This window comes from Ruegeria sp. CDSB117, assembly GCF_059611005.1.
In genome coordinates this window covers 216213-238179 of sequence record NZ_JBXWOS010000004.1, presented here as the reverse complement: position 1 = coordinate 238179, position 21967 = coordinate 216213, and the positions used below count along the sequence as shown (strand labels likewise).

The 21967-nt window shown below is 55.2% G+C and carries 18 protein-coding genes and 1 pseudogene; 17 read left to right on the top strand and 2 right to left on the bottom strand.

The features are described from left to right. The first annotated feature begins 56 nt into the window (after window positions 1-56). The 14 genes and pseudogenes from AC2FJC_RS07520 (at window position 57) to AC2FJC_RS07455 (ending at window position 16270) form a co-directional block, all read left to right on the top strand. A complete protein-coding gene (locus AC2FJC_RS07520; RefSeq protein ID WP_496739000.1) occupies window positions 57-1652 on the top strand; it encodes a GMC family oxidoreductase in 1596 nt (531 codons plus the stop codon). Between the two features lie 784 nt (window positions 1653-2436). Further along, window positions 2437-3306 (top strand): AfsR/SARP family transcriptional regulator, encoded by an 870-nt coding sequence (locus AC2FJC_RS07515; RefSeq protein ID WP_496738999.1) that lies wholly within the window; start codon window positions 2437-2439, stop codon window positions 3304-3306. A 317-nt stretch (window positions 3307-3623) separates the two neighbouring features. Beyond that, on the top strand, window positions 3624-4556 hold the full coding sequence (locus AC2FJC_RS07510; protein WP_496738998.1) for a hypothetical protein: 933 nt from the start codon (window positions 3624-3626) through the stop codon (window positions 4554-4556). After that, window positions 4553-5044, top strand: coding sequence for a hypothetical protein (locus tag AC2FJC_RS07505; RefSeq protein WP_496725934.1), 492 nt, complete (start codon window positions 4553-4555; stop codon window positions 5042-5044). The genes AC2FJC_RS07510 and AC2FJC_RS07505 overlap by 4 nt, the downstream gene beginning before the upstream one ends. Further along, window positions 5041-5856 carry a hypothetical protein gene (locus AC2FJC_RS07500; RefSeq protein ID WP_496725933.1) on the top strand — a complete coding sequence of 272 codons (816 nt, stop codon included), beginning with the start codon at window positions 5041-5043 and terminating at the stop codon, window positions 5854-5856. The genes AC2FJC_RS07505 and AC2FJC_RS07500 overlap by 4 nt, the downstream gene beginning before the upstream one ends. A gap of 13 nt (window positions 5857-5869) precedes the next feature. Further along, a complete protein-coding gene (locus tag AC2FJC_RS07495; RefSeq protein ID WP_496738997.1) occupies window positions 5870-6271 on the top strand; it encodes a hypothetical protein in 402 nt (133 codons plus the stop codon). A 246-nt stretch (window positions 6272-6517) separates the two neighbouring features. Further along, a complete protein-coding gene (locus tag AC2FJC_RS07490; RefSeq protein ID WP_496738996.1) occupies window positions 6518-6955 on the top strand; it encodes a helix-hairpin-helix domain-containing protein in 438 nt (145 codons plus the stop codon). 2 nt (window positions 6956-6957) lie between these two features. Then, the gene (locus AC2FJC_RS07485; protein ID WP_496738995.1) at window positions 6958-8718 is read left to right on the top strand and encodes a S8 family serine peptidase; all 1761 of its coding nucleotides are present in this window, start codon (window positions 6958-6960) and stop codon (window positions 8716-8718) included. Next, window positions 8715-10055 carry a tyrosinase family protein gene (locus AC2FJC_RS07480; RefSeq protein ID WP_496738994.1) on the top strand — a complete coding sequence of 447 codons (1341 nt, stop codon included), beginning with the start codon at window positions 8715-8717 and terminating at the stop codon, window positions 10053-10055. Before AC2FJC_RS07485 ends, AC2FJC_RS07480 begins: the two co-directional genes overlap by 4 nt. A gap of 29 nt (window positions 10056-10084) precedes the next feature. Continuing rightward, window positions 10085-10174: pseudogene (locus AC2FJC_RS07475) on the top strand (IS5/IS1182 family transposase); the annotation flags it as partial. Window positions 10175-10880: 706 nt separating this feature from the next. Then, window positions 10881-11630 (top strand): Tll0287-like domain-containing protein, encoded by a 750-nt coding sequence (locus tag AC2FJC_RS07470; protein ID WP_496725928.1) that lies wholly within the window; start codon window positions 10881-10883, stop codon window positions 11628-11630. A gap of 14 nt (window positions 11631-11644) precedes the next feature. Further along, complete coding sequence (locus AC2FJC_RS07465; RefSeq protein WP_496738993.1) at window positions 11645-14332, top strand: response regulator; 2688 nt, start codon at window positions 11645-11647, stop codon at window positions 14330-14332. Window positions 14333-14350: 18 nt separating this feature from the next. Next, on the top strand, window positions 14351-14716 hold the full coding sequence (locus AC2FJC_RS07460) for a response regulator (RefSeq protein ID WP_496738992.1): 366 nt from the start codon (window positions 14351-14353) through the stop codon (window positions 14714-14716). A gap of 6 nt (window positions 14717-14722) precedes the next feature. Further along, window positions 14723-16270 (top strand): adenylate/guanylate cyclase domain-containing protein, encoded by a 1548-nt coding sequence (locus AC2FJC_RS07455; RefSeq protein WP_496738991.1) that lies wholly within the window; start codon window positions 14723-14725, stop codon window positions 16268-16270. A 609-nt stretch (window positions 16271-16879) separates the two neighbouring features. On the opposite strand, the gene AC2FJC_RS07450 is transcribed toward AC2FJC_RS07455, so the two are convergent. Further along, on the bottom strand, window positions 16880-17782 hold the full coding sequence (locus AC2FJC_RS07450) for a LysR family transcriptional regulator (RefSeq protein WP_496738990.1): 903 nt from the start codon (window positions 17780-17782) through the stop codon (window positions 16880-16882). Window positions 17783-17904: 122 nt separating this feature from the next. Here AC2FJC_RS07450 and cuyA point away from each other — a divergent pair, with 122 nt between their 5' ends. Continuing rightward, window positions 17905-18918: a D-cysteate sulfo-lyase gene (gene cuyA, locus AC2FJC_RS07445; protein ID WP_496738989.1), complete on the top strand. Its 1014-nt coding sequence runs from the start codon at window positions 17905-17907 to the stop codon at window positions 18916-18918. A gap of 3 nt (window positions 18919-18921) precedes the next feature. Then, entirely contained in the window at window positions 18922-19638 is a 717-nt protein-coding gene (gene cuyB / locus AC2FJC_RS07440) for a cysteate racemase (RefSeq protein WP_496738988.1), read from the top strand. A gap of 143 nt (window positions 19639-19781) precedes the next feature. On the opposite strand, the gene AC2FJC_RS07435 is transcribed toward cuyB, so the two are convergent. Next, complete coding sequence (locus AC2FJC_RS07435) at window positions 19782-20666, bottom strand: LysR family transcriptional regulator (protein ID WP_496738987.1); 885 nt, start codon at window positions 20664-20666, stop codon at window positions 19782-19784. A 267-nt stretch (window positions 20667-20933) separates the two neighbouring features. Here AC2FJC_RS07435 and AC2FJC_RS07430 point away from each other — a divergent pair, with 267 nt between their 5' ends. Beyond that, window positions 20934-21899, top strand: a complete 966-nt coding sequence (locus tag AC2FJC_RS07430; RefSeq protein ID WP_496738986.1) for an ABC transporter substrate-binding protein — start codon at window positions 20934-20936, stop codon at window positions 21897-21899. Window positions 21900-21967 lie beyond the last annotated feature (68 nt).

Below are 21967 nucleotides of genomic sequence, written 5' to 3'. Positions count from 1 at the left end.
TATAGTTCCGGCAATTTGCATAGTGTTTTTTTCAGTTACCTTGGGAGGAGACCGTCATGGAGGTGGATTATGCAGTCGTCGGAGCAGGCTCTTCGGGCTGTGTCATTGCCAATCGGCTAAGCGCTGACCCCAGCACAACAGTGGCATTGTTGGAAGCTGGCGGACCTGACACCAACCCGTGGATTCACATACCGGTTGGATACTTCAAAACCATGCATAACCCCTCATTGGATTGGTGTTACCGCACTGAACCAGATCCAGGTTTGAATGGACGCTCGATTGATTGGCCGCGCGGAAAGGTTCTTGGGGGATCATCCTCGTTGAACGGGCTTTTATATGTTCGCGGTCAGAAAGAGGACTATGACCGCTGGCGTCAGATGGGTAACGTCGGCTGGGGCTGGGATGACGTCTTGCCTCTGTTCAAACGCAGCGAGGATCAGGAACGCGGCGAAGACGCGTTTCACGGTGCCGGCGGCCCGCTGTCGGTATCCAACATGCGCATTCAGCGACCAATCTGTGACGCCTGGGTCGCCGCCGCCCAAGAGGCGGGTTACCCGTTTAATCCCGACTACAACGGGGCCGATCAGGAAGGCGTTGGCTACTTTCAACTGACCACACGGAATGGTCGTCGTTGCAGTGCGGCCGTTGCATACCTCAAACCGATCAGGAACAGGCCGAACCTGAACATCATCACCCGTGCATTGGTAACCAAGGTCGAACTGGAGGGCAAAAAAGCAACCGGCCTTCTTTATCGCGACCGGTCTGGCGAAGTGAAGTCGATCAAAGTGCGCCGCGAAATCATCTTGTCCGGTGGTGCCATCAACTCACCTCAGATTTTGATGTTATCAGGCATCGGAGATCCAGATCATCTGAAGGCCAACGGCATTGAACCCGTTCATTCGCTGCCCGGCGTCGGCAAAGGGCTGCAGGATCACTTGCAGGCACGCCTGGTTTTCAAATGCAACGAGCCAACGCTGAATGATGAAGTGCGCAGCCTGTTCAATCAGGCACGGATCGCGCTGAAATACGCGCTATTCCGGGCCGGACCTATGACAATGGCGGCCAGCCTTGCCACAGGATTTCTGAAAACCCGCCCCGAAGTTCAGACACCCGACATTCAATTCCACGTTCAGCCCTGGTCGGCCGACAGCCCCGGAGAGGGCGTGCACCCGTTTTCTGCCTTCACAATGTCCGTCTGTCAGCTGCGGCCGGAAAGCCGCGGGGAACTGCGTCTGGATGGCCCCGATCCGGCCAGTTACGTCAAGATCATTCCAAACTATCTGTCGACAGAAACTGATTGCAGAACCATCGTCGACGGCGTGAACATCGCGCGGGATATCGCCCGGCATAATCCACTGGATTCTAAGATTTCAGAAGAGTTCCGACCAACCTCTGATCTGTCCCGCGATGACTACGAAGGCACTTTGGATTGGGCGCGCTCGAATTCTGTCTCGATCTATCACCCGACAGGCACCTGCGCGATGGGAACCTCGGAAAACTCTGTTGTGGACCCAAACCTGAAGGTCAAAGGGATCGAAAATCTGCGTGTCGCCGATTGCTCAATCATGCCGGAAATCGTCAGCGGCAATACCAATGCGCCAGCGATAATGATCGGAGAAAAAGCCAGTGAGTTGCTAAGCGCAAACAAGTGAGTTTTGGGCATTTCGTATCGTTTTGCCGGTCCGACATAGGTAAGTTCCGCAAGTTGGGACACGTCGCAGAAATTGGCCCAAACACGCACGTTGATCGCGGTACAACGAAAGTCTGCTTTGAATCGTTTAGCTATACGGATCAAAAAGCGGCTTACTTGTTAGACAGAAATACAGAGATGGCATTGAGAATGCCAAGGTCGGCCTTTTGACCAATATGGTTGGAAAGTTTGTCACGCTGTACTGCTCAAGATCGACGACAAAGGGTAATGGCTGTCTGCAACCGGCTGAGACTTATTTCTTTGGGCCGCGACCGTAGGAAATTAGCGCGGTTGGAATGTAACAGTTTTTGAAACGAAAGCTGGTGAAACCGAGTTGCGGAATTTCGAGTTTCCTTAACAAGATCAGTATCTGAAATGAGTGAGTTATCGCTGAAGTCAGATTGCAAAATTGATATTGCACAAACTTTACGGTAGTGAAGACTACAATAATTGAGTGAGGTCTGCAGGTGTCGGGAACCCATCCATCTCCGACTGGTCTCATAAAAAAATTTCCAACAGTCCGGACTATCGAGGGCTGAGGCTTCCGTAAACGTTGCACTTATTTTGACGACGATCCGCAAACATCGTTCAGCTTTGCTTTACTTGGTTTTTGAAGCCCAGTTCCCAACCAGCATAAGATTGAGTGCCGGAACCAATGGGACATTTGACCTTTGGATATGGCTTCGCTCTCACCGGTTTTTCGCCTCGTTGATAGGTCCGGAGGCAATAAGAAGTAGAGTATTGTCATGTCTGGCATGGTTCGTGTTCTCGGCCGCGTAGAGATACAAGCTCAAGGTGGTGAAAACCTACCAATTACCAGTATCCGCTCGAAAGAGCTGATTGCGGCCTTGGGGAACCGCCCGGGGCATCCGGTTGAGCGCCGTCAGGTGATGTCCTGGATCTGGCCTGACAAGGATCCAGACAAAGCACGGCGCGCGTTGAACACCGAGGTCTGGCGCCTGAAGAAAGTAGTGGAAACGGCAGGTACTGACCCTTCTGCGCTTATTGATTCAACACCTCGAACACTGACTTTGCGCAATGATGCCGGCTATATCGTTGATATCGACATGCTGGCCCAGGGCGGGAACACTGCGCTTGAGAGTCTTCTTGCAGGTGAAATCCAGATCGGGCGTTTTGCAGAAGGGGTGGAAGCTGAGTGGATAGAAGAGTTGCGCCACGAGACGCAGGCGCGGATTTTCAGGTTTCTGAAAAAGACGATCGAGGCCGCGTTGGAAACCAATCGACTGGCAGAGGCTCGATGGGTCGCAGAGAAGTTCCAGCGCGACAATCCCTATGACGAGGCCGCGACACGCTGGCTGATGAAGATTGACATGATGTCTGGCCAGAATGGCAACGCGATCCAGCATTTCAACATACTCAAAACCGTTCTGAGCGATGAGCTTGGTGTCGTCCCGTCGCCGGATACGGTGGCTTTGGCGCAAAAGCTTCAATCGGAAGATCTGCCGGCGCCCAGGCCGGGTTTCAGGTTTGAGCCGGCAACAGATCCGCGCATCAGAGCGGCCTTGCGGCGCGTTGATGCGCTCCACGGGTTGGTGGGCGAGTTACGGCGAGAGTTGTCAGCGTTGACAGACGAGTTAGACCGCCTGGACGAATGAAACTGCCCTGGCATACTTTCCAAGCCTCTTTTGCTGCGAGATATCGCCCCCCACTCACAAACTAAACAACGTCGTCTCGAAGTCGCCAGCGTTGAGGCGATGCAGGCCAGTCCCGAAAAGATTGATCTACCTGCTCTGTATGTCTGTGCCAGCGGCCGTGTCCTTTTTCCGCCCAGCTCCTTCGCTCCCACTGAGGTTTTTTCTCAAACCTCCTTTTGTGATCGTTTGCTTGATTGCGTCGTGATTGGCCTGTGATTGCGCCATGCAATGTCTGGGAAGAACGGCAAACGCTGCGCAAGAGAGCAAGGGTGATCAACATGTCCCGCGATGCACGAAACCGGTTTTGGAATGCACCGGCTGAAGACGATTTTGAAGACTTCTTTGACGAAGAGTTCGCGCCAGAGTTTATCGATGCTGATAGCGCGTTCCCGGAGGACATGGAAAGCGACGCCGAGTGGGGCGCGATTTTCGACGCAGGCTTCTCGCCGGAAGATGTCGCGCGCGAGGCTTTTGCCGAGATTGCTGATGCCGACGACACCGAGGTCAACGAGTTTCTTTTTCAGATGACCGAAGGCATGAGCCCCGAAGAACTGGAGAGCTTTTGGCGGGGTCTGGCCCGGTTCGGGCGCAAGGCGCTCAAGGTTGCGGCACCAGTCGTACGCACCGTCGCCCCGGTGGTTGGCACAGCAATCGGCGGCCCGATCGGCGGTGCTGTTGGTGGATTGCTTGGTCAAGGCGTAGGCGCACTTGCCGGACGGCTCGGATCGCGTGGGCGGTCCAGACGTGGGCGAAGACGGCCTTCGCGGCGTGGGCGTTCGGTGATGACGCGCAGACCAGCGCGTGGTCGAGTCCGTCGCACACGTCCCAGAAGACGCGGACGCCGCAGAGCAGGGTTGGCCTCGATTGGTCAGCAGGCAGGAGCCATTCTACGCAATCCACAGATTCAGTCGATTTTGGCGGGCCTCATTGGCGGGCGCTCGCGCGAAGTCGTAGGCCGTTCGGGCGAGACGATGTCTGGGCCCGTTGCAATCGCAGGGCTTATTGAAGGGTTGACCGAGGCGCTAAGCGAAGCAGAAGCCGCTGGAATCGACCTTGATGATTTTTCCGCAGATTTCGAAGCGGAGGATTTCGAAAGCGCTGCAGATGCATTTGCGCTTTTGGTGGAAATGATTGGAATTGACGAGGACGCCGGGGAGCGTGCCGGCCCCTGCCCCGAGACCGGTGAAGCCATTTGCCGGTGCAACACATGACCGCGCTTAACGAAATACTGCTGAAGGCGCTGACGAGTTCGGGTGAGATCGACCAGGCAGAGATTCTGGCTCATCTCACCGGGGCTGCTCAGGCAGAACAGCCTCACGAAACGCCTGCAGCTATTGATCTTGATGCTTGGCGCGAAGAGGCTGCCCGATCCGAGAAGGTGATCGAAAGCATGAGTGCACAGCTCGACATGCTGGCCTGTGCCTTAGGCGCGTGCCCGTCATGTTGGGGCGACAGCGAAGACTGCGAAGACTGTGGCGGGCAAGGTGCCGGAAGCCCCGGCACATTCCTACCCGACCCTGATTGTTTCAGGGCTTTGATTGTCCCGGTTCTCGAAGTGATGGTGGACCAAGGAAACCGTCGCCGCCGTCCCAGACGGCGTGCGAGGCGGCGTCCTTCGCCTCACGTCTCCGACAAGGTGGCGCATCCATTGACCATAGACGCCACGGTCATTCAACAGAAGGAAAGGTCTGACCCATGAGCTCATCAGGATTGATGGAACAGGACGATCTTTTGCGATTTGCGCTCGCTCAGAGCCAAGTCGCGGAGTTCGACGACGATGATGATGAAGATTTCGACGATGATGACGAAATGTTCGAGTTCGACGACGACGATGATGAAGATTTCGACGACGATGACGAAATGTTCGAGTTCGACGACGACGATGATGAAGACACCGACATGCTGGACATGGCTGATGACTTCGAAAGCGACGGCGAGGACTTTCCTGAACGCCGTCGCCGCCGTCGCCGCCGCCGTCGCTCCTTCCGTCGCCCGCGATTTCGCAGGTTCAGCCGCCGGCGTCGCATGGGCAAGGTCAAGGGGTCACGCTCGACCACAATGCGTGGGCGAAATGGCCGCCGCATGCGGGTGCGCTTTGGCAAGAGCTTTGCCACATCGGCAGAGGTCAACAAGCTGATCGCTTCTACCAACAAACGGTTTGCAGCCGCCATGAAGGAGCGAAAGGCGAACCACAACGCTCTGTCCAAGCGAATTGCATCGGCCACGAAGAACTTAGACGGCAAGGTTTCGTCGCTGCGCAAGTCGGTCAAGACACTTGAGCGGCAAGCCCAGACTTCCAGCCTCTTGGGGCTGTTAGGTGGTGCACCAAAGGCCGAAAAGATCAAGCTTTCGGGTGCAGCGGCAGGGGCTCTTGCTGGTCAGGAGATTGATGCCGAGATCACGTTCAAGAAGCAGGACATCCTGCTGCCGATCCTGGCTTCTGGCGCGTTTGGCAAGTCAGGCGGCGGGGATGACACGCTGATGTACGCCCTTCTCTTGGGCCGGAACTAAGGGGGGCGAACAAATGCGACAGAAAGCACTACTGAATATCGTAGCCACACGCGATCTGATCCCGGATCTAACGACCGAGGCATTTCTGGCCTCCCGTGATGGAGTGCTCGGTGTCATGGGGCTCCAGCGTATCGCAGAAAGCCACGCCGAAGTGACCAAGGCGCGCGACACGGCCATTGGAGAGGCTTCCAAATGGTACAAGGCATTGGAGAATGGCGTTAGGCTGCTTGAGCAGATGCCCGGTGGCACAGCGGTCACGCCAGCTCAGGTAGATGCGCTTGTTCAGCGGCTCGCTGAAACAGTGGCGCTGGATCCCGATAAACGGCCTGACGGTGTTGGAGATCCAGACGACGACGATCCTCAAAACCCACCTGCTGGTGGCCCCGGAGATTTATCCAATCCCGATCCTGATTGATTATCAAATGCTTTCAGACAGGGCGGCGCTGTCGCCCTGTCTTTCTTTTACGCAGGAGGACCGGCCATGTGCGGGTGTCAGTTGATACGTCTGGAGGATGTTAAACCGGTTGCACGGCACAAGCCCCTGAAACCTGGTGACTTCGGCGGGCCTTTGAAATCGTCGCCGCCAGTGCCCAAACAGCTTCCAAAAGGTCGGTTCTTTAGCTCGGGAAAATTGCCCAGGCCGCGCGCGACGATCGAGGCCGTGGCCACCGCTTTTCGTGCGCGAGAGGCCTTCGCGCGGGTGATGCAGCTTTTTCGTCAGGACAAGATCGAAAACGATGATGTTGACCAGGTGGCCCGCGCCATTTTGGCGGTGCCCGAGATGAGCCGCGACGAGATTGCAAAGACTCTTGGTGTTTCGGTCGATCAGATCGAAGAACTAAGCGCGGGCCTGAAAGCCCACGAGACAGCACTTCATGACGCATTAAAGAGTTTGCGAGCGTCAGAGAATCAGTTGACGACGATTAAAGGGATAGGCCCGAAAATTGCCAAACGGCTTCAGGAACAAGGCGTCAAAGATTTGCGCCATCTCGCAGGCATGGACGATGCCGCTGTCGAGGCATTGGATCGGGATATCGATGCGCCCACTCAGGCCAAAAGTTGGCGCAACGAAGCGCAGCAGATCCTCGAGAAACCCTAGCCATGGACCCGGCGCTGCGTGAACTTCTGGGCAGCGGGCGGCGGCGCGACAGCGTCGAGGCGATCCTCCGCCTGCACCCTGGCGCCAAAGTGCCTGAGAAATGGGTCATACCAGTGACTCGGTTCGGCGACATTCTGACGGTTCGGCTCAGGCGTGGCGATATTTTCCAAGTTTGGTCGCACCCATCGGTAAAATCACTAAAAGCAGCGCGTGTCTTTGGGCAAAGTCGAGAGACACCTCCAACGCCAGAGGTGTTTTCGCGTACACGCGCACCTACCCGTCAGGCCCACCCGCGCCACCGTGGACAAGGCGTTGTGCTTGGAGTGATCGATTGGGGGTTTGATATTGCTCATCCGGCCTTTCGTGACGCCGCAGGTCAAAGTCGGGTACTGGCATTGTGGGATCAACGTGAACCGTCGCGCGGCGTTCAGCCGAAGCCATACGGATACGGCCGCGTCATTACCCGACGAGAGATCGACCGAGCACTTACAACGTCTCGGCCCTATGAACGCCTTGACTACCATCCCGGTGACGCGGATCGGGGGCGGGGCGCGCATGGAACGCACGTTGCGGATATTGCTGGCGGTTCGCCGCGTTCAGACGGTGAAGGCGGATTGGCCCCAGAGGCTGATCTGGTGTTCGTACATCTCTCGGCGGCGCGTCTGGGCGGGCTTTCAGATCTTGGAAATTCTGCGCGGATCATCGAAGCGGTGGATTTCATTCGTCGTCTGAGCCGGGGGAGAGGTTGCGTCATTAACATGAGCCTCGGTCGACAGGGAGGAGCAAAGAACGGCACCAGCCTGGTGGAACGTGCACTTGATGCCTTTGTCACTGAGCGGGACGATGCAGCTATTGTGCAATCTGCAGGCAATTATTTCCTGGCCAATTGTCATGCCGCAGGAGTGCTGCCTCCGGGTCATATGCGCCGGATCGGGTGGGATATTTCCCGTCACGACCCAACCGACAATGAGATGGAGATTTTTTATTCGGCGCGCGACCGGATGCGTGTAAGTCTGCGGCCGCCAGGACAAGAGGCGATTACGGTCCCCTTAGGTGACACACGCAGCCTTCGCGACGTATTTGGGCGCGAAATTGCGCGGGTTTATCATCGCGCGCTTGAGCCGAACTCGGGTGATCATCACTGCGATATTTTTGTCTACGCGAATGCACCCGGTGGGCGCTGGACAGTGGAAATCAGCGCGGATGTCGTCACCGACGGGCGCTATGATGTTTGGATCGAGCGGGACGGCTCTGGCCCGCGCCGTCAGTCCCGATTGGCCCCCGGCGAGGCCGATCAGACCTGCACCATCGGGTCGATCGCTTCGGGCTACCACTCAATCGTGGTCGGCGCCGCGCAGCAAGGCCGGGTGGGCGCTCGGCCTGCGCGTTTTGCCTCGGCTGGTCCCACCCGCGATGGCCGGACAAAGCCGGACGTTGTGGCACCTGGTGTGGCGGTGCGGGCCGCCCGCAATACACCGCTTGGCGAATCCCACCCGCGACCACGTCATACTCATATGTCTGGCGCAAGCCAGGCTGCCCCGTTTGTCGCGGGTCTTTTGGCAGCCTGTTTATCGGCTGCTGGCCCGGGGCAAGGCATTCACGATTTGCGCAGAATGATCATTGGAACCGCCCGCCCGCAAGCGGCGCACAAGCTGGTCGACCGTCTGCGTCTGGGTGCGGGTCTGGTCGATCCGCAAACCGCGCTTCGTGTTGCTGAGCACAGTTCCTCACACCCCATAAGAGACAGAGGATTGGTACGATGAAATATGACGGAAGTTCATTCGGACATCGCAGACGCACCTATCGGCGCGGACGAATGCGAACTGCCGAGGCCGGTGGCCATGCTCATCATGGGGGGCACTCCGTGACCTTTTGGGTTGATCCCAATCTTATGCGAGACAGGCCAGCGGAAGTGCGGGGATTTGAAGAATCCGGGCCACGCCAATTTACCCATTCGCGATTCAGAAACGATAGCTTTCTGGCCCAGATCCTGAATGGCCGACGTACCATGCGGCGCGGGGCACGAGGCGCGTCTGTTCGCAAGGTGCAACAAGCGCTGATCGATCTTGGATTCCAACTTAGGTTCGGCGCAGATGGTGATTTCGGACGCGAAACAGATCGAACTGTCCGAGCTTTCCAGACAAATGTCAGAGCGCACAATTCCAGCTTCCTTGTCGATGGAATCGTGGGCGAGAATACCATTGCGGCCCTTGATGCCGCAATCAATCGCTTGCGGTTGCGAAAGGATGTCACCGCGCTGACCGCGACGGAGCAGGCCGCACTTGTTGGAGCGCTTCAAGCGCTGAATGCTGCGGATGAACGCAGGCAGTTCGTCGTTGACCATGCAAGGAGGGCTATCCATGGAAACGCAGGGTTCCTGCCCTGGCACAGGCAGTTCATCCTGAATTTTGAAAGCCGTCTGCGCCGCCATGATGACCGCGTGTCGCTGCCTTACTGGGACTGGTTCACTGACCCGGGGCAACGCGGAGGTGTGCGTATGTGGAACCGCGCGATGGAGCGCATATTGGGTGGCGATGGAGATCGGACCAGACCGGGGAATCGCCGCATCGGCTTTCCTGTCGTGTCAGGACCAATTGGGAGTGGATGGTCAAGCTTCACTGCGACTGGATCAGTCGATGAACCTTTTCTGCGAAGGGTATTTGGGGAACATCGCGGACGACCAAGCGGAGGCGTAACCCGCACCCGTGTGATGCGGGAAAGAGTGTACGACGTGACGCCATTCGACTCGAGCGACCGGCGCGGCTTTCGGCATGTTCTTGAATTTGGCCCGCATGGTGCCGGACATATGTGGACCGGTGGACAAATGGCCGATATCACGCTGTCGCCAAATGACCCGGCGTTCTTCTTCCATCACTGCATGGTGGACAAAGTCTGGGCGGACTGGCAAGCGGGGAAACCGGCGGCTGCGGGCTATTTACCCAATACTCCTGTGGGTTCGGTGCCGGGGCGGAACACTTCTATGGAGGTGTTTGAAACCAATCGGCCAAGCCCTGGCAGCGTGACGCCTGCAGCGACACTGGATCTCACCAACCAAAGCGATAATCTGGGAAATACAGGGCTCTTGGTTCGGTACGTGTGAAAGCCGCATTGAGTTCTTGGATTATGTATTGGAGGCGAATGGCAACCCGCTATGCCCGGTGCACCAAAACCTTCTTTTCTGCTATCGCTCTCGCGGCAACCGTCATCTATTGGGCATGACGATTGATCGTAGTACGTCGAATGTGTCTTGAGTTCAGGATGCTGCACCGTGGGCCAACGTTCGACATGGAAACAAAAGCATGGGTCCAAGCCTCCAGTTGAACCCTGCCGCCTCTTCGGACACGCCCCACAGCTTTGTTATGACCGCTTATTCGTCAGCGTGGGGATGCAGAGTGCCTTTACCCTCTTGAAATCAAGCCGGAAAGCGATGCGGTGCGATTTAGCTTTTTTGATTTCGTTGCATATTCAGTGACCGATGAAATGTTTGCTCAACATTGCGATCATGAAGATTCTGAGGGTGATTGGCTTCAAATCTTTTCGAAGTCGTTCTTCATAGAATTTGTGGAACGAAGTACTTGGGCGACGCCAGAATTCCCCGGCAAATTGACACACTATCAGATCAATACACTTGATCACACGATTAACATCGCAACGCGCTACTCTCCTGAAATTCTCAAATTTGCACATTGAGGCAGGGTAAGTTCGGACCCGGTGCAGACGTTCACCAAATTTCGCTCACCATCTGATTTGCGGGCAACGTTGTTTGGCGTACCAGCGGCGCGGTTACCAGATCGACCGTCGCCTATTACAATCCAATTTTGGCTGTACAAATTCGGGCGGGCCGAATTCCTAGGACAGTTTGGAGTTTTTTTGCTACCCTAGCTTATTGTCACTGCACTTGGCTTTGCGTGGGGGCGCTGGTCTATTGAAAAAACCAATTTTTACAGCAGCGGTCATTTTGAGTACATTTTGTCCGCTTAGTTCAGATGATGTAGCGGCGGAAACCGCAGAAGAAGTTGAGACGGGCAACCGACTAGCAGCGGTGTTGCGAGCCGGTAGAAGTGTCGTGTCGAACAGTCAGGACCTAATCAACAATCCGGATGTCACGGACAAAGGGCTGTCCGGTGAAGTGTTTTACGAGAAAGTTATTGAGGCCTACTCGGAGGCTAACGGTGAACCACCGCTGCATGATGGGCTGGACCCACTAGAGCGTAAACTTACAGAAACGCAGCTGGACGCTATGGTCACGGTAATCGACGCAAACCAAGAGATAATAAATGCCGAGGGAGTGGCATTTAAAGGATTTATTCCAGCCGTATTTGCGCGGCTGGTAAATGAACAGTTCGCAGATGAAATTGGCACGTCTGCTGTGGTCAAGGTAACGGCGCCCTCGGAACTTGTCCGCAATCGCATGGCCCGTCCGGATTCCTGGGAAAACGCGATCATCGAGGAAAAGTTCAAGGACTCCTCTTGGGCCGAAGGGCAGCCATTTTTCGAAGAAACTGACGTTTCAGGAACACCCGCTTTCCGTATGCTGATCCCCGAATACTACTCTGAGTCCTGTCTTTCATGCCACGGATCGCCAGCGGGTGAAACGGATGTGACCGGTTTCCCAAAGGAAGGTGGGCAACTTGGGGATCTGGCAGGTGCAATCAGCATAACCCTTTTTAGATGAAACAAGATTCTGGTTTGAGTAACAATTGGAAGTGGGTGTCCGAAAACACTATTCCGGTGCGCATTGGGTCACTGTCAGCGCTATTGTTAACCGCTTTGGTCGTGAGCACCATTGTGATGGTCTACGATCTGGCGCGTAACCAAGCCCGCATACAAGACGCAAATACTGAGTTTCACCGGCTGGAAGTAGCTGGCCAGGCCGACCGTCATTTTGGCGAGATGAGGTATTGGCTGACGGATCTTTCTGTCAGTTTACTGACCCTTTCGGAGCGGCGCGCCAACGAAGCAAGGACGATGCTCAATAGCAGCCTCGAACAGCTCGCCGCTTTTGCACCAGAGTCCGCAGCCAGTGTACAAGAGCAGGCAAACTCCTACTACGAAACTTCTATGCAAGCAGCCGATGCTTACACAGATGGTAACCGGGTGCTGGGAAACACTCTACTGGCACAGGCCCGAGTGGCCAGTGATGCCGTCGACAAGACGTTGACGCAATTGGTCGATGACCTATCTGAAAGCGCCGACCGAACCAGAAATGAAGCAACGGTTGCCGCCAAGGCTGCGATGAACCGAGCGATCATTGCGTGTGTCGTCATTGTGATATTGGGAGCGCTTCTTACGTGGCGCGCTCTGAGGTCGATCGTTGTGCCGCTGCATGCAATCAACATCGCGATTTCAGGACTGATCCGGGGTGAACGGGATGTTACTCTGCCGCCCGAAGGCCCTGATGAGCTGGGCCGGATGTCCCAAGCGCTAAGAGCGCTTCGCGACAGCCAGGACAAACGGCGCGAACTAGAAGAAGAAGCGCGTGCGCAGCGCAATACGATTCTGACAGCAATTGAAACAATTCCAGACGGATTTGCGTTGTTCGACAACGAAGACCAACTCATACTCTTCAATGACCGGTTCCGCAGCATTTTTGCACATGTAGACGACATACTTGGGCCGGGCACGCGGTTCGAGGATATCTTGCGGCTGCAACTGGAACGAAAATCGGTTGATACCGATGGTGTGCCTGACGAAGAGTGGATTAGCAGCCGGCTTGCACGACATCGCAGGCCTGACGGAGATCGCCAAGAAGTCTTGCTGGGTGGCGCATGGATTCAGGTGTCAAAACGCCAGACCCCCGACGGGGGCACGGTCGCTGTTTACAGCGATATTTCTGACCTTAAGTCCAAACAGGAACAACTTGAAGAAGCCAACGCGCAGGCGATCGCTGCCAGCTCTGCAAAAAGCCAGTTCCTGGCTTCCATGAGCCACGAGTTGCGCACTCCTTTGAACGCGATCATCGGTTATAGCGAAATGCTGTCCGAGGATGCGCAGGACATGGGATTCGAGACTGCGACGGATGACCTGGAGAAGATCATGGCATCCGGGCGACATCTGCTCTCGCTCATCAATGACGTTCTTGATCTGTCCAAGATCGAAGCGGGCAAAATGGAAATGTACCCGGAACGCTTCGCACTGCGGCCCTTGTTGGACGAAGTCGCGTCGACCGTGGTTCCCTTGGTGAGCAAGAACAGAAATGAACTGGTTCTCTCTTGTGATCTCGCAGACACTGACGAGATCGAAACTGATAAAACCAAGCTCCGGCAGAACCTTTTCAACCTGTTGTCCAACGCGGCGAAGTTCACCGAAGGTGGTAAGATTGAGCTTCTCGTCTCTAAACTCCGGAAAAATGATACAGATTTCTTTCGATTTGCGGTGCGAGATCAAGGTATCGGAATGACGCCGCAGCAACGCGACAAGCTGTTCCAAGCGTTCGTGCAAGCTGATCAGTCTACTACGCGGAATTTCGGAGGCACAGGGCTAGGGCTCGCCATTGCGCAGGAATTTACGCGTATGATGGGCGGGCATATTACTGTCGATAGCAAAGAGGGTGTTGGATCGACCTTCTCTTTCGAAATCCCAGCCCGCTACGATACCATTTCTACGTCGACTAACGAATACAGCGAAACGTCACCGGACACTGCTTTGGGCCGCGTTCTGATAGTGGATGATGAAGAAGACGCACGGAACGCGGTGGCAAAAATCGTGCGCGAGGAAGGGTATGATGTCTTGCTGGCATCGAACGCAGCGGCGGGCATGGAAATCGCGCGCTCGCAAAAGCCTGACGTCATTCTTCTGGACGTTATCATGCCTGAACGCGACGGCTGGTCTATGTTGAAGGAACTCAAGGCAGACTCGAAGCTGTGCGAAACGCCCGTTGTCCTAGCCACGATTGTCGCGGATCGCGACATGGGCCTTGCCTTCGGAGCGATCGAACACCTAATTAAACCAATTGATCCAGCGCGGCTGATCGCAACGTTGGATGCTATCGCCTCCGGACGCGACAAGGACGTGCTGATCGTTGACGACGATATGTCAACGCGAAACCTGTTTCGCCGCATCCTAACGCGCAACGGATGGACGGTACGCGAGGCGGCAGACGGACACGGCGCGCTCAGCCAATTGAAATCCAAAAGACCGACTCTGATGGTATTGGACATTATGATGCCGAATGTGGACGGTTTCGATGTTCTCAAAACGGTTCGCACAACCGATGGGCTTGCAGATTTGCCGGTTATCGTAGCCACGTCTAAGGATCTAACGCGGGACGAGCTGGATTGGTTGAAAGCCCATTCAGATGAGGTCATCCGCAAAGGAGATACGGGTCGAGGTGATCTGATTGCGGCACTGAAACGCCAGTTACAAGATTATTCATAAGTCGGAAAGATTAAGGCGATGGCAAAGATACTTATTGTGGAAGACAATGATATGAACCTCGACATGCTGTCGCGCCGGCTGCAGAGAAAAGGCTACGAAATCGTATCGGCCCGCGATGGTCAGGCTGGCGTCGAACAAGCCCTATCGGATAAACCAGATCTGATTTTAATGGACATGAGCCTGCCGGTAATCGACGGTTGGGAGGCGACCAGACAGATAAAAGCAAACCCAGACACAAAACCTATCCCAGTTGTCGCGTTGACAGCCCATGCGATGCAGAGTGATCGTGACAAAGCCATGGAGGCAGGTTGCGACGAATTCTATACCAAGCCGATCGAACTGCCTGGGTTGCTGGTGATTATTAAAAAACTGCTGGACGGGTAGCGCGGCATGGTTTCCAAGAACCGAAAAGACAAGTTGGCACTAGCCACCCGCATTTCCCAAAACCTCAATGGGCCGTCAGAAGCGATCGTAGGGTTTCATAACCTGCTGATCGAGGAGGTGCGCAGAACTGGGCCAGAAGCCGCGTTGGAGGATTTGCAAAAGATTGGCGCCGCCGCCAGCAACCTTGTTCAGATGATCGAATTGTTGGGGAAAAGTGCGCACCAAATCTCGACCGACAAAGACGCTCAGGCAAAATTACGGCATGATTTACGCTCACCGATCAACGCGATCATTGGGTATTCGGAAATGGTGCTGGATGATTTCGAGGCAGATCTGAAGCCTTCCGCTCGCAGCGACATAAACGCGATCCTGAGCGAAGCGCGCAAGCTGGCGCTACAGATCGACAGCACCATCAGTGATGCGGACATTCCGCAAAGCGCTGAGGACAGTAACAGGGATCAGGAAATTGCGGCCAGCCTTGAACGCAGCCTTGCGAACTCTGATGCCGGTCGCGAAGCCCTGACCGGACGTATCTTGGTGATTGATGACGAGGCGGCTAATCGGGAAATCCTGACCAGGTTACTAGAGCGCAGAGGACACAGTGTGCGATCGGTCGGCTCGGCCAGCGAAACTTTTGAAGCACTAGATCGCGAGGGGTTCGACCTTGTTTTGTTGGATATCCTAATGCCAGAGGTAAATGGCATCGACGTCCTCGAAAGAATGAAAAAAGATCCGTCTTGGTACGAAATACCCGTGGTCATGGTTTCCGGTCTTAACGAGACGGACGCAATCGCCAAATGCATCAGTGTAGGCGCCGAGGACTATTTGCCAAAACCTATCGACCCGGTATTGCTGCATGCGCGCGTCGATGCCTGCATGGAACGCAGCCGCTGGCGCGCTAAGGAATTGGCGCTTGCAAATGAGATAAAATACGAACGTGACAGGGCAGACAAACTGCTACACTCGATGCTGCCCGCGCCAGTTATCAAACGCCTAAACGACGGTGAGACAAACATCGCTGATCGCTTCGCTGGCGCAACCATAATATTCGCGGATATCGTAGAATTCACTCCGCTGGTTGCCCGCATGGACGCTGGCGACTTAATCCTGGAATTGTCAAAATTGTTTACTGCATTTGATGACCTGGCCACCCTGCGCGGCATCGAAAAGATCAAGACAATTGGAGACGCCTATATGGCGGCATCGGGGATCCCCGTGCGCCGCGAAGACCACGCACAGGCGGCAGTAGGCTTTGCACGAGACATCCTAACGACGATGTCTGACAGCACAGTTAGCAGCGCGGGGCTGCAAATCCGCATAGGTATCCATTCCGGACCAGTCATTGCCGGTCTGATCGGGCGAAAACGGTCAATTTATGATGTATGGGGAGAAACCGTGAACCTTGCCAGCCGTCTCGAGGCCACAGGCAGGTCGGGGCACATCCACATCTCTGCCCAAACCAAAGATGCGCTGGGTGACCATTTGCCCAACGCGGAAGCACAAACTCATTTTGTCAAAGGAGTGGGTGAGATAACATCCTACTTCGTATCCTAAGGCTTGTGATGCAGCATTGCGTCCTAATCGTTTCGGCGGTTTGATAGCCGAAAACGTCGAATTGGAACTTCGCCGTTCGGCCCAATTTGTGCTGCTAAAATGGGATGATTGCGGTCCAAAACCCTATGCTCAGGATCCACTGAATACCGTTAGGCTTCATTATCCCCGCTTCGAATTTCGAGCGGTGAACATGACTGATCCTGCGATCCGCCATACCCGCCCACAATGACAACCCGACAGTGACGCGAGACACTTTCACTGAATGTTTCCTCACCCCTGAGGCCCGCTTTGAGTCCAAACTAACGGCTTCTGCGGTGTGAACGAATTGGCGCAAACCATTACGATTCAGACATTCAAACCTTTAGCCCTGGCCGGGAGAACACCCACTGTTAAAATGTCACAGTTCCATTTATTCGCCGCATTTCTGCGCGTCAGTTCAGGGCGCTCCAGGTACCCCAAGTTTTTGTACTTTTCAGCGATGTATTGCCATCCATTCACCCGAATTTTTCGACCTCTATTATCCGTTCTTATTAGTTCCATTTGTTGCGCCGACGACCCCGGTATTCTGACGTACATCTTGCGCAACGAAATTTTTCGTCTACTCGATCGTCAGTTTCCCACTGTCGGGAGTTGTAGATGTTGGGCAAGACGCTGCCATGCCCGTTCAGCATGCTCGGACTGCGCCTCGCGGAGACGTACCAGGCGAATGATCAGAAGTTGCGAAGGTAAGACGTCGTCGATCCGCACCAACCGCCCTTGTGAAAGGTGTTCGCCAATCAAGGAGTGCGGCAGCCAGGCAACCCCAATATCCGTTAGCACCAGTTGCAACACCGCCAGTGTCAGGGCGGTTTCGGCGACCATTGACACGGTGGTGTCCTTGGGCAGGCGCGGATTGATCATCCGGGCGAAAACCTGCCCCAAAAAGACCTCTGACGGGTAGCTAATCGTTGGAAGAACCGCTGAATTGGCCTTGTTGCGGCCGTACGGCGTTGCGACCGGGATCAAAAGGTCCGTTCCAAGATCCACCGTTTCAAAGGCATTAACCGGTACGGGTGCATCATCACCCGGAAGCGCATACATGATCGCAAAATCGACCTCTCTGGAGATCAAATGCATCAGACATTCATCCTGGTTGCCCGAACGCACCCGTGTCAAAACGTTACCATCCGTACTCAACGCCAGAACCACCTTCGGCGACACTGTGGTGGTCAGCGCATGCTGGCAGACAAAACCCAGTGATTTCGAAGCCTGATCGCTTGCGGTCTGCATGGTTTGGCGCAATTTGTGCATTCTTGCACTGAGATCACGTAACTCGGGCTCAAGCGCCCGTACGCCGGGCAACAGGGTAACCGGTTTGCGGCGGCGATCAAACAGTGCCGCGCCTATGCTGTCTTCAATGAGCCGCACCCGGCGAGTAAAGGCCGACTGCGTCAGAAACCGTTTTTCTGCCGCACGCGCCAAGGAGCCGCCATCAAGCACAGCTAAGATATCGTCTATCCATTCAAGCCGCATGGAACACAGATAGAGCAACCCACAATAACTTGCAATTCTTGCAATATATGATCGGTATTTCGCATTAGGAGCCGCAATTTTCGACGGATATGTTGAGGAAAGCCAAAATTAGGAGTCTTCTTATGCATCTCGCCCGCTTTCCCCGGCTGCATCTTGCCCATCTGCCCACACCGCTTGAGCCGATGAAACGGCTTTCCAAAGAGTTGGGTTGTGAAATCTGGATCAAACGCGACGATTGCACTGGCATGTCCACGGGCGGCAACAAGACCCGAAAGCTTGAATTCCTCATGGCCGAGGCCGAGGAACAGGGCGCCGACATGGTGATGACGCAAGGCGCGACCCAGACAAATCATGGCCGCCAGACCGCTGCTTTCGCGGCCAAACTGGGTTTTGATTGTCATATCCTACTCGAGGACAGGACCGGCTATCAGGACGGGAACTACAACACCAACGGAAACGTCCTGTTGGATCACCTGCATGGTGCCACAACCGAGAAGTTTCCCGGTGGTCACAACATGGTTGAAGAAATGCAGAAGGCCGCCGAGAAGAAGCGTGCCGAAGGACGCAACGTTTACGTTATCCCTGGCGGTGGCTCAAACCCGACTGGTGCGCTTGGTTACGTAAATGCAGCCTTCGAACTTTTGTCTCAGGCTAATGAGCGGGGTCTTCGGATTGATCGGCTGGTACATGCGACAGGGTCTTCAGGCACTCAGGCCGGGCTGGTCACGGGCATGTGCGCGATGAATTCCATGGTCCCTGTTCTGGGCATAGGCACGCGGGCACCGCAAGCCAAACAGGAACAGATGGTTTATGATCTTGCCTGCAAAACAGCAGAAAAGCTGAGCTGCGCCGGCATCGTCAAGCGTGAAGACGTGATGGCCAATACCGATTATGTTGGCGAAGGCTACGGGTTGCCGACGGAAAGCGGCATTGAGGCGATCCGGATGTTCGCCGAGTTGGAAGGCATACTGCTTGACCCCTGCTATTCGGCTAAGGGCGCAGCGGGCCTAATCGACCTTGCTCGCAAGGGAGAATTCAAGGATCAGCGGGTTGTATTCCTTCATACCGGTGGCGCGGCGGCCCTGGGCGGCTACGAATTTGCCTTCGACCACGCAAATCGCTGGGTTCATATCTAAGCCATGGGCGCGCTACGTCCTGTAGGCATACTTGGCGGCATGGGCCCCGAGGCGACAATCCTCCTCCAACGCAAGTTGGTGGAGGCCGTCCCGGCGCGGGATGACAACGACCACATTCCCCTTTTGATCGATATGAATCCGCAGGTCCCGTCGCGGATTGCCCACCTGATCGAGGGGACAGGCATTGATCCAGGGGATACTCTGGCAACTATGGCGCGTCGGCTTCAAACCGCCGGGGCCAAGGCTCTGGCGATGCCCTGTAACACTGCGCACCACTATGCCGGGGCAATCACAGAAGCAGTGGACATCCCCTTGCTAAACATGGTCGAGTTGGCGGCGGATCACGCCGCACAAAAGCTTGGAGCCGGAGGTTGTGTTGGAATGCTTGCCTCACCAGCGGTACGCCACACCCGACTTTTCGATACCGCTCTTTCAGAACGCGGGCTGTCTGTTGTCTGGCCTGCGAAAGACGATGCCCTGCTGGCGGCCATCCGTACGATCAAGGCCAAGGGTCCATGCACATGTGCCCGTGACTCGGTGTTCGCAGCTTCGAAAGATCTTGTCAGCGCCGGAGCGGACCTGCAAATCATCGCCTGCTCAGAATTTTCGCTTGTTTCCGACAGTGTCGCTTGGGATGCCAACGTCAGCGATACAGTCGACCTCTTGGTCCAGGCTATCATCGAGGCGGCAACGGCCGACAGCTCCAAAGACATTGGGTAGCGAACGAATGCCTGCTTGATTCCAACCGTTCACCGGGCGCCGAATTCGCCTGCGTCGAAGCTGCATGAGCGCGTCATGGGCTCAATGTTGAAATTCTCATCTCCGCTGCCCGCCGAAACAACAGCGCGTAATATGCAGTTCCGTTAAAGCAGGTCCCACAATTTGCGTGCGGTCGAATCAAGGGCGTCAGGGTTAGACAGGGCAGATATGGTTAAAGAGGTGCACCACGTATCGTCGCCAACCGGCACCAGTACTCCATCGGCAAGTTCGGTCGAAATCGCAGTTTCTGGCATCCAGGCAAATCCACTGCCTTTCAAAAGCCGCCGCTTGATCGTTTCGACCAATCCATCGACATAGATCGTCTCGGCATTCAGCATTTGCCGTTCGACTGTATTCTCAACCACCATTCCTAGAAACGATGATCGCTCATACGCCAGATGTGGAATGGGCGGGCCGTCTGTCTTGCCAAGATCCCACCCGTTGGCCCGGGTTGTTTCAGCGGCGGCGACAGGGACAAGGCGGTCTATTAGTAGGTCTTTTTTTTCGAATGCCGCCTCATCGATCAATGGCGAGACTGAATGGTGATAGTAGCACAGCAAAACGTCGACCGCTCCTTCAACAAGAAGCTCGCAGCAAGTGCTGAGGGAATCAGACACCACACGTGTGCGCAATTCGGGGATTTGCAGCTGCAGTTCTTCAATTCGCGTTGCGAGATAATTGACCGAAATTGTGTGAAGTACCGAAAACCGGATGAACCGGCTGTCCCCGCGATCCGCATCCCGTAACAATTGACGGGTCTCGGACAGTTGTGAAATCGCGGCCAAGGCCACCGGCAAAAACTGTTCTCCGGCGTCGGTCAGACGCACAGGATAGGTGGCACGATTAACCAAAGGAAGTCCAACCCAGTTTTCCAAGGCTCTGATTCTTCGGCTGAAAGCCGATTGCGTGATGTTTCTCTCGTCCGACGCCCGGGTAAAATTCAGGGTTCGGGCAAGGCATTCAAAGTCACGGAGCCAATTCAAATCCATTGTGCGTCCCAGTCTGTCTGCTGTGGTTGACGAGTGTAATCATAACTATGCAATGTTGGAATAGTTTGATGAAATGTTCGAATTGGCCTGCGGAATTCGCTTTGCTCTAGACTTTCAAGCAGGAATCGAAGGCCCGGCCTTGCATCGGACCACTGTCCAACAGCCATGAGGAGGTAATTGCTTTCCGGTCAAAGCCATGAGTTGGAGGCACAAAGAGATCAAAAAACTGACGTCGGAACACGGCGCATCTCAACAGAGGAGACTACCATGAGAACCAAACTGAAAACACTGGGTCTGGCGGCTGCAGTCGGCGCGTTTGCGATGCCTGCTCTCGCCGCCGAAGAGGTCAAAATCGGCGTGCCCTCCTGGACTGGCGCACAGGCGATTGCTCATCTTCTGGGTGCTGTGGTTGAAACGCGCATCGGTGGTCAGGTTGAGTACGTACCGGGCAACAACGCGACGATTTTCCAGGCGATGGATCAGGGCAAGGGAGACATTGATGTGCACCCCGATGTCTGGCTGCCGAACCAGGAAAGTTTCACCAAGAAATACGTTGACGAAGCGGGTACCGTAACCTTGTCGTCCAACCCCTATGAAGGAAACCAGGGCTTCTGCGTTTCGCAGGACTTCGGCAATAAGATGAACATCACCGATATTGCTGATCTGGGCCGCCCGGACGTCGCCTCAGCGATGGATAGCGATGGCAACGGCAAGGGTGAGATGTGGATTGGCGCCCCCGGTTGGGCTTCGGCCAATGTCAACGAGGTTAAGACCCGTGACTATGGCCTTCTTGATTTCATCGATCCGATCCGTGCCGAAGAAAGCGTCAAGACCGCGCGCATCAAGGACAGTATCGCCAAAGGCGAAGGTTATGCTTTCTACTGCTATAAACCGCACGCGGTTTGGTACATGTTCGACGTCCAGATGCTGACCGAGCCGACCTTTGATCCGGCCAAATACGTGATGGTACAGCCGTCGGATGACCCTGATTGGTACAGCAAATCCTCGGTTGCCACCAAGGACGCTCTGAAGAACGTTCAGATTGCATGGTCAAATTCGCTTGAAGATCGCTCGCCTGCGATTGCGGAATTCTTTGCCAACTTTGCTCTGACTGCTGATGACGTCAGCGGTTTCGCCTACGAAATCAGTGGCAAGGGCCGTGATCCAGCAGAGGTTGCCCGTGAGTGGGTTGACGCCAATCCCGACCGGGTCGACGCTTGGTTGGGCCTCTGATCCGGCGTCTATTAATCATGCCGACACCTTTGATACCATTCGGTGTCGGCTTCTTTCCCCTTTCGCTT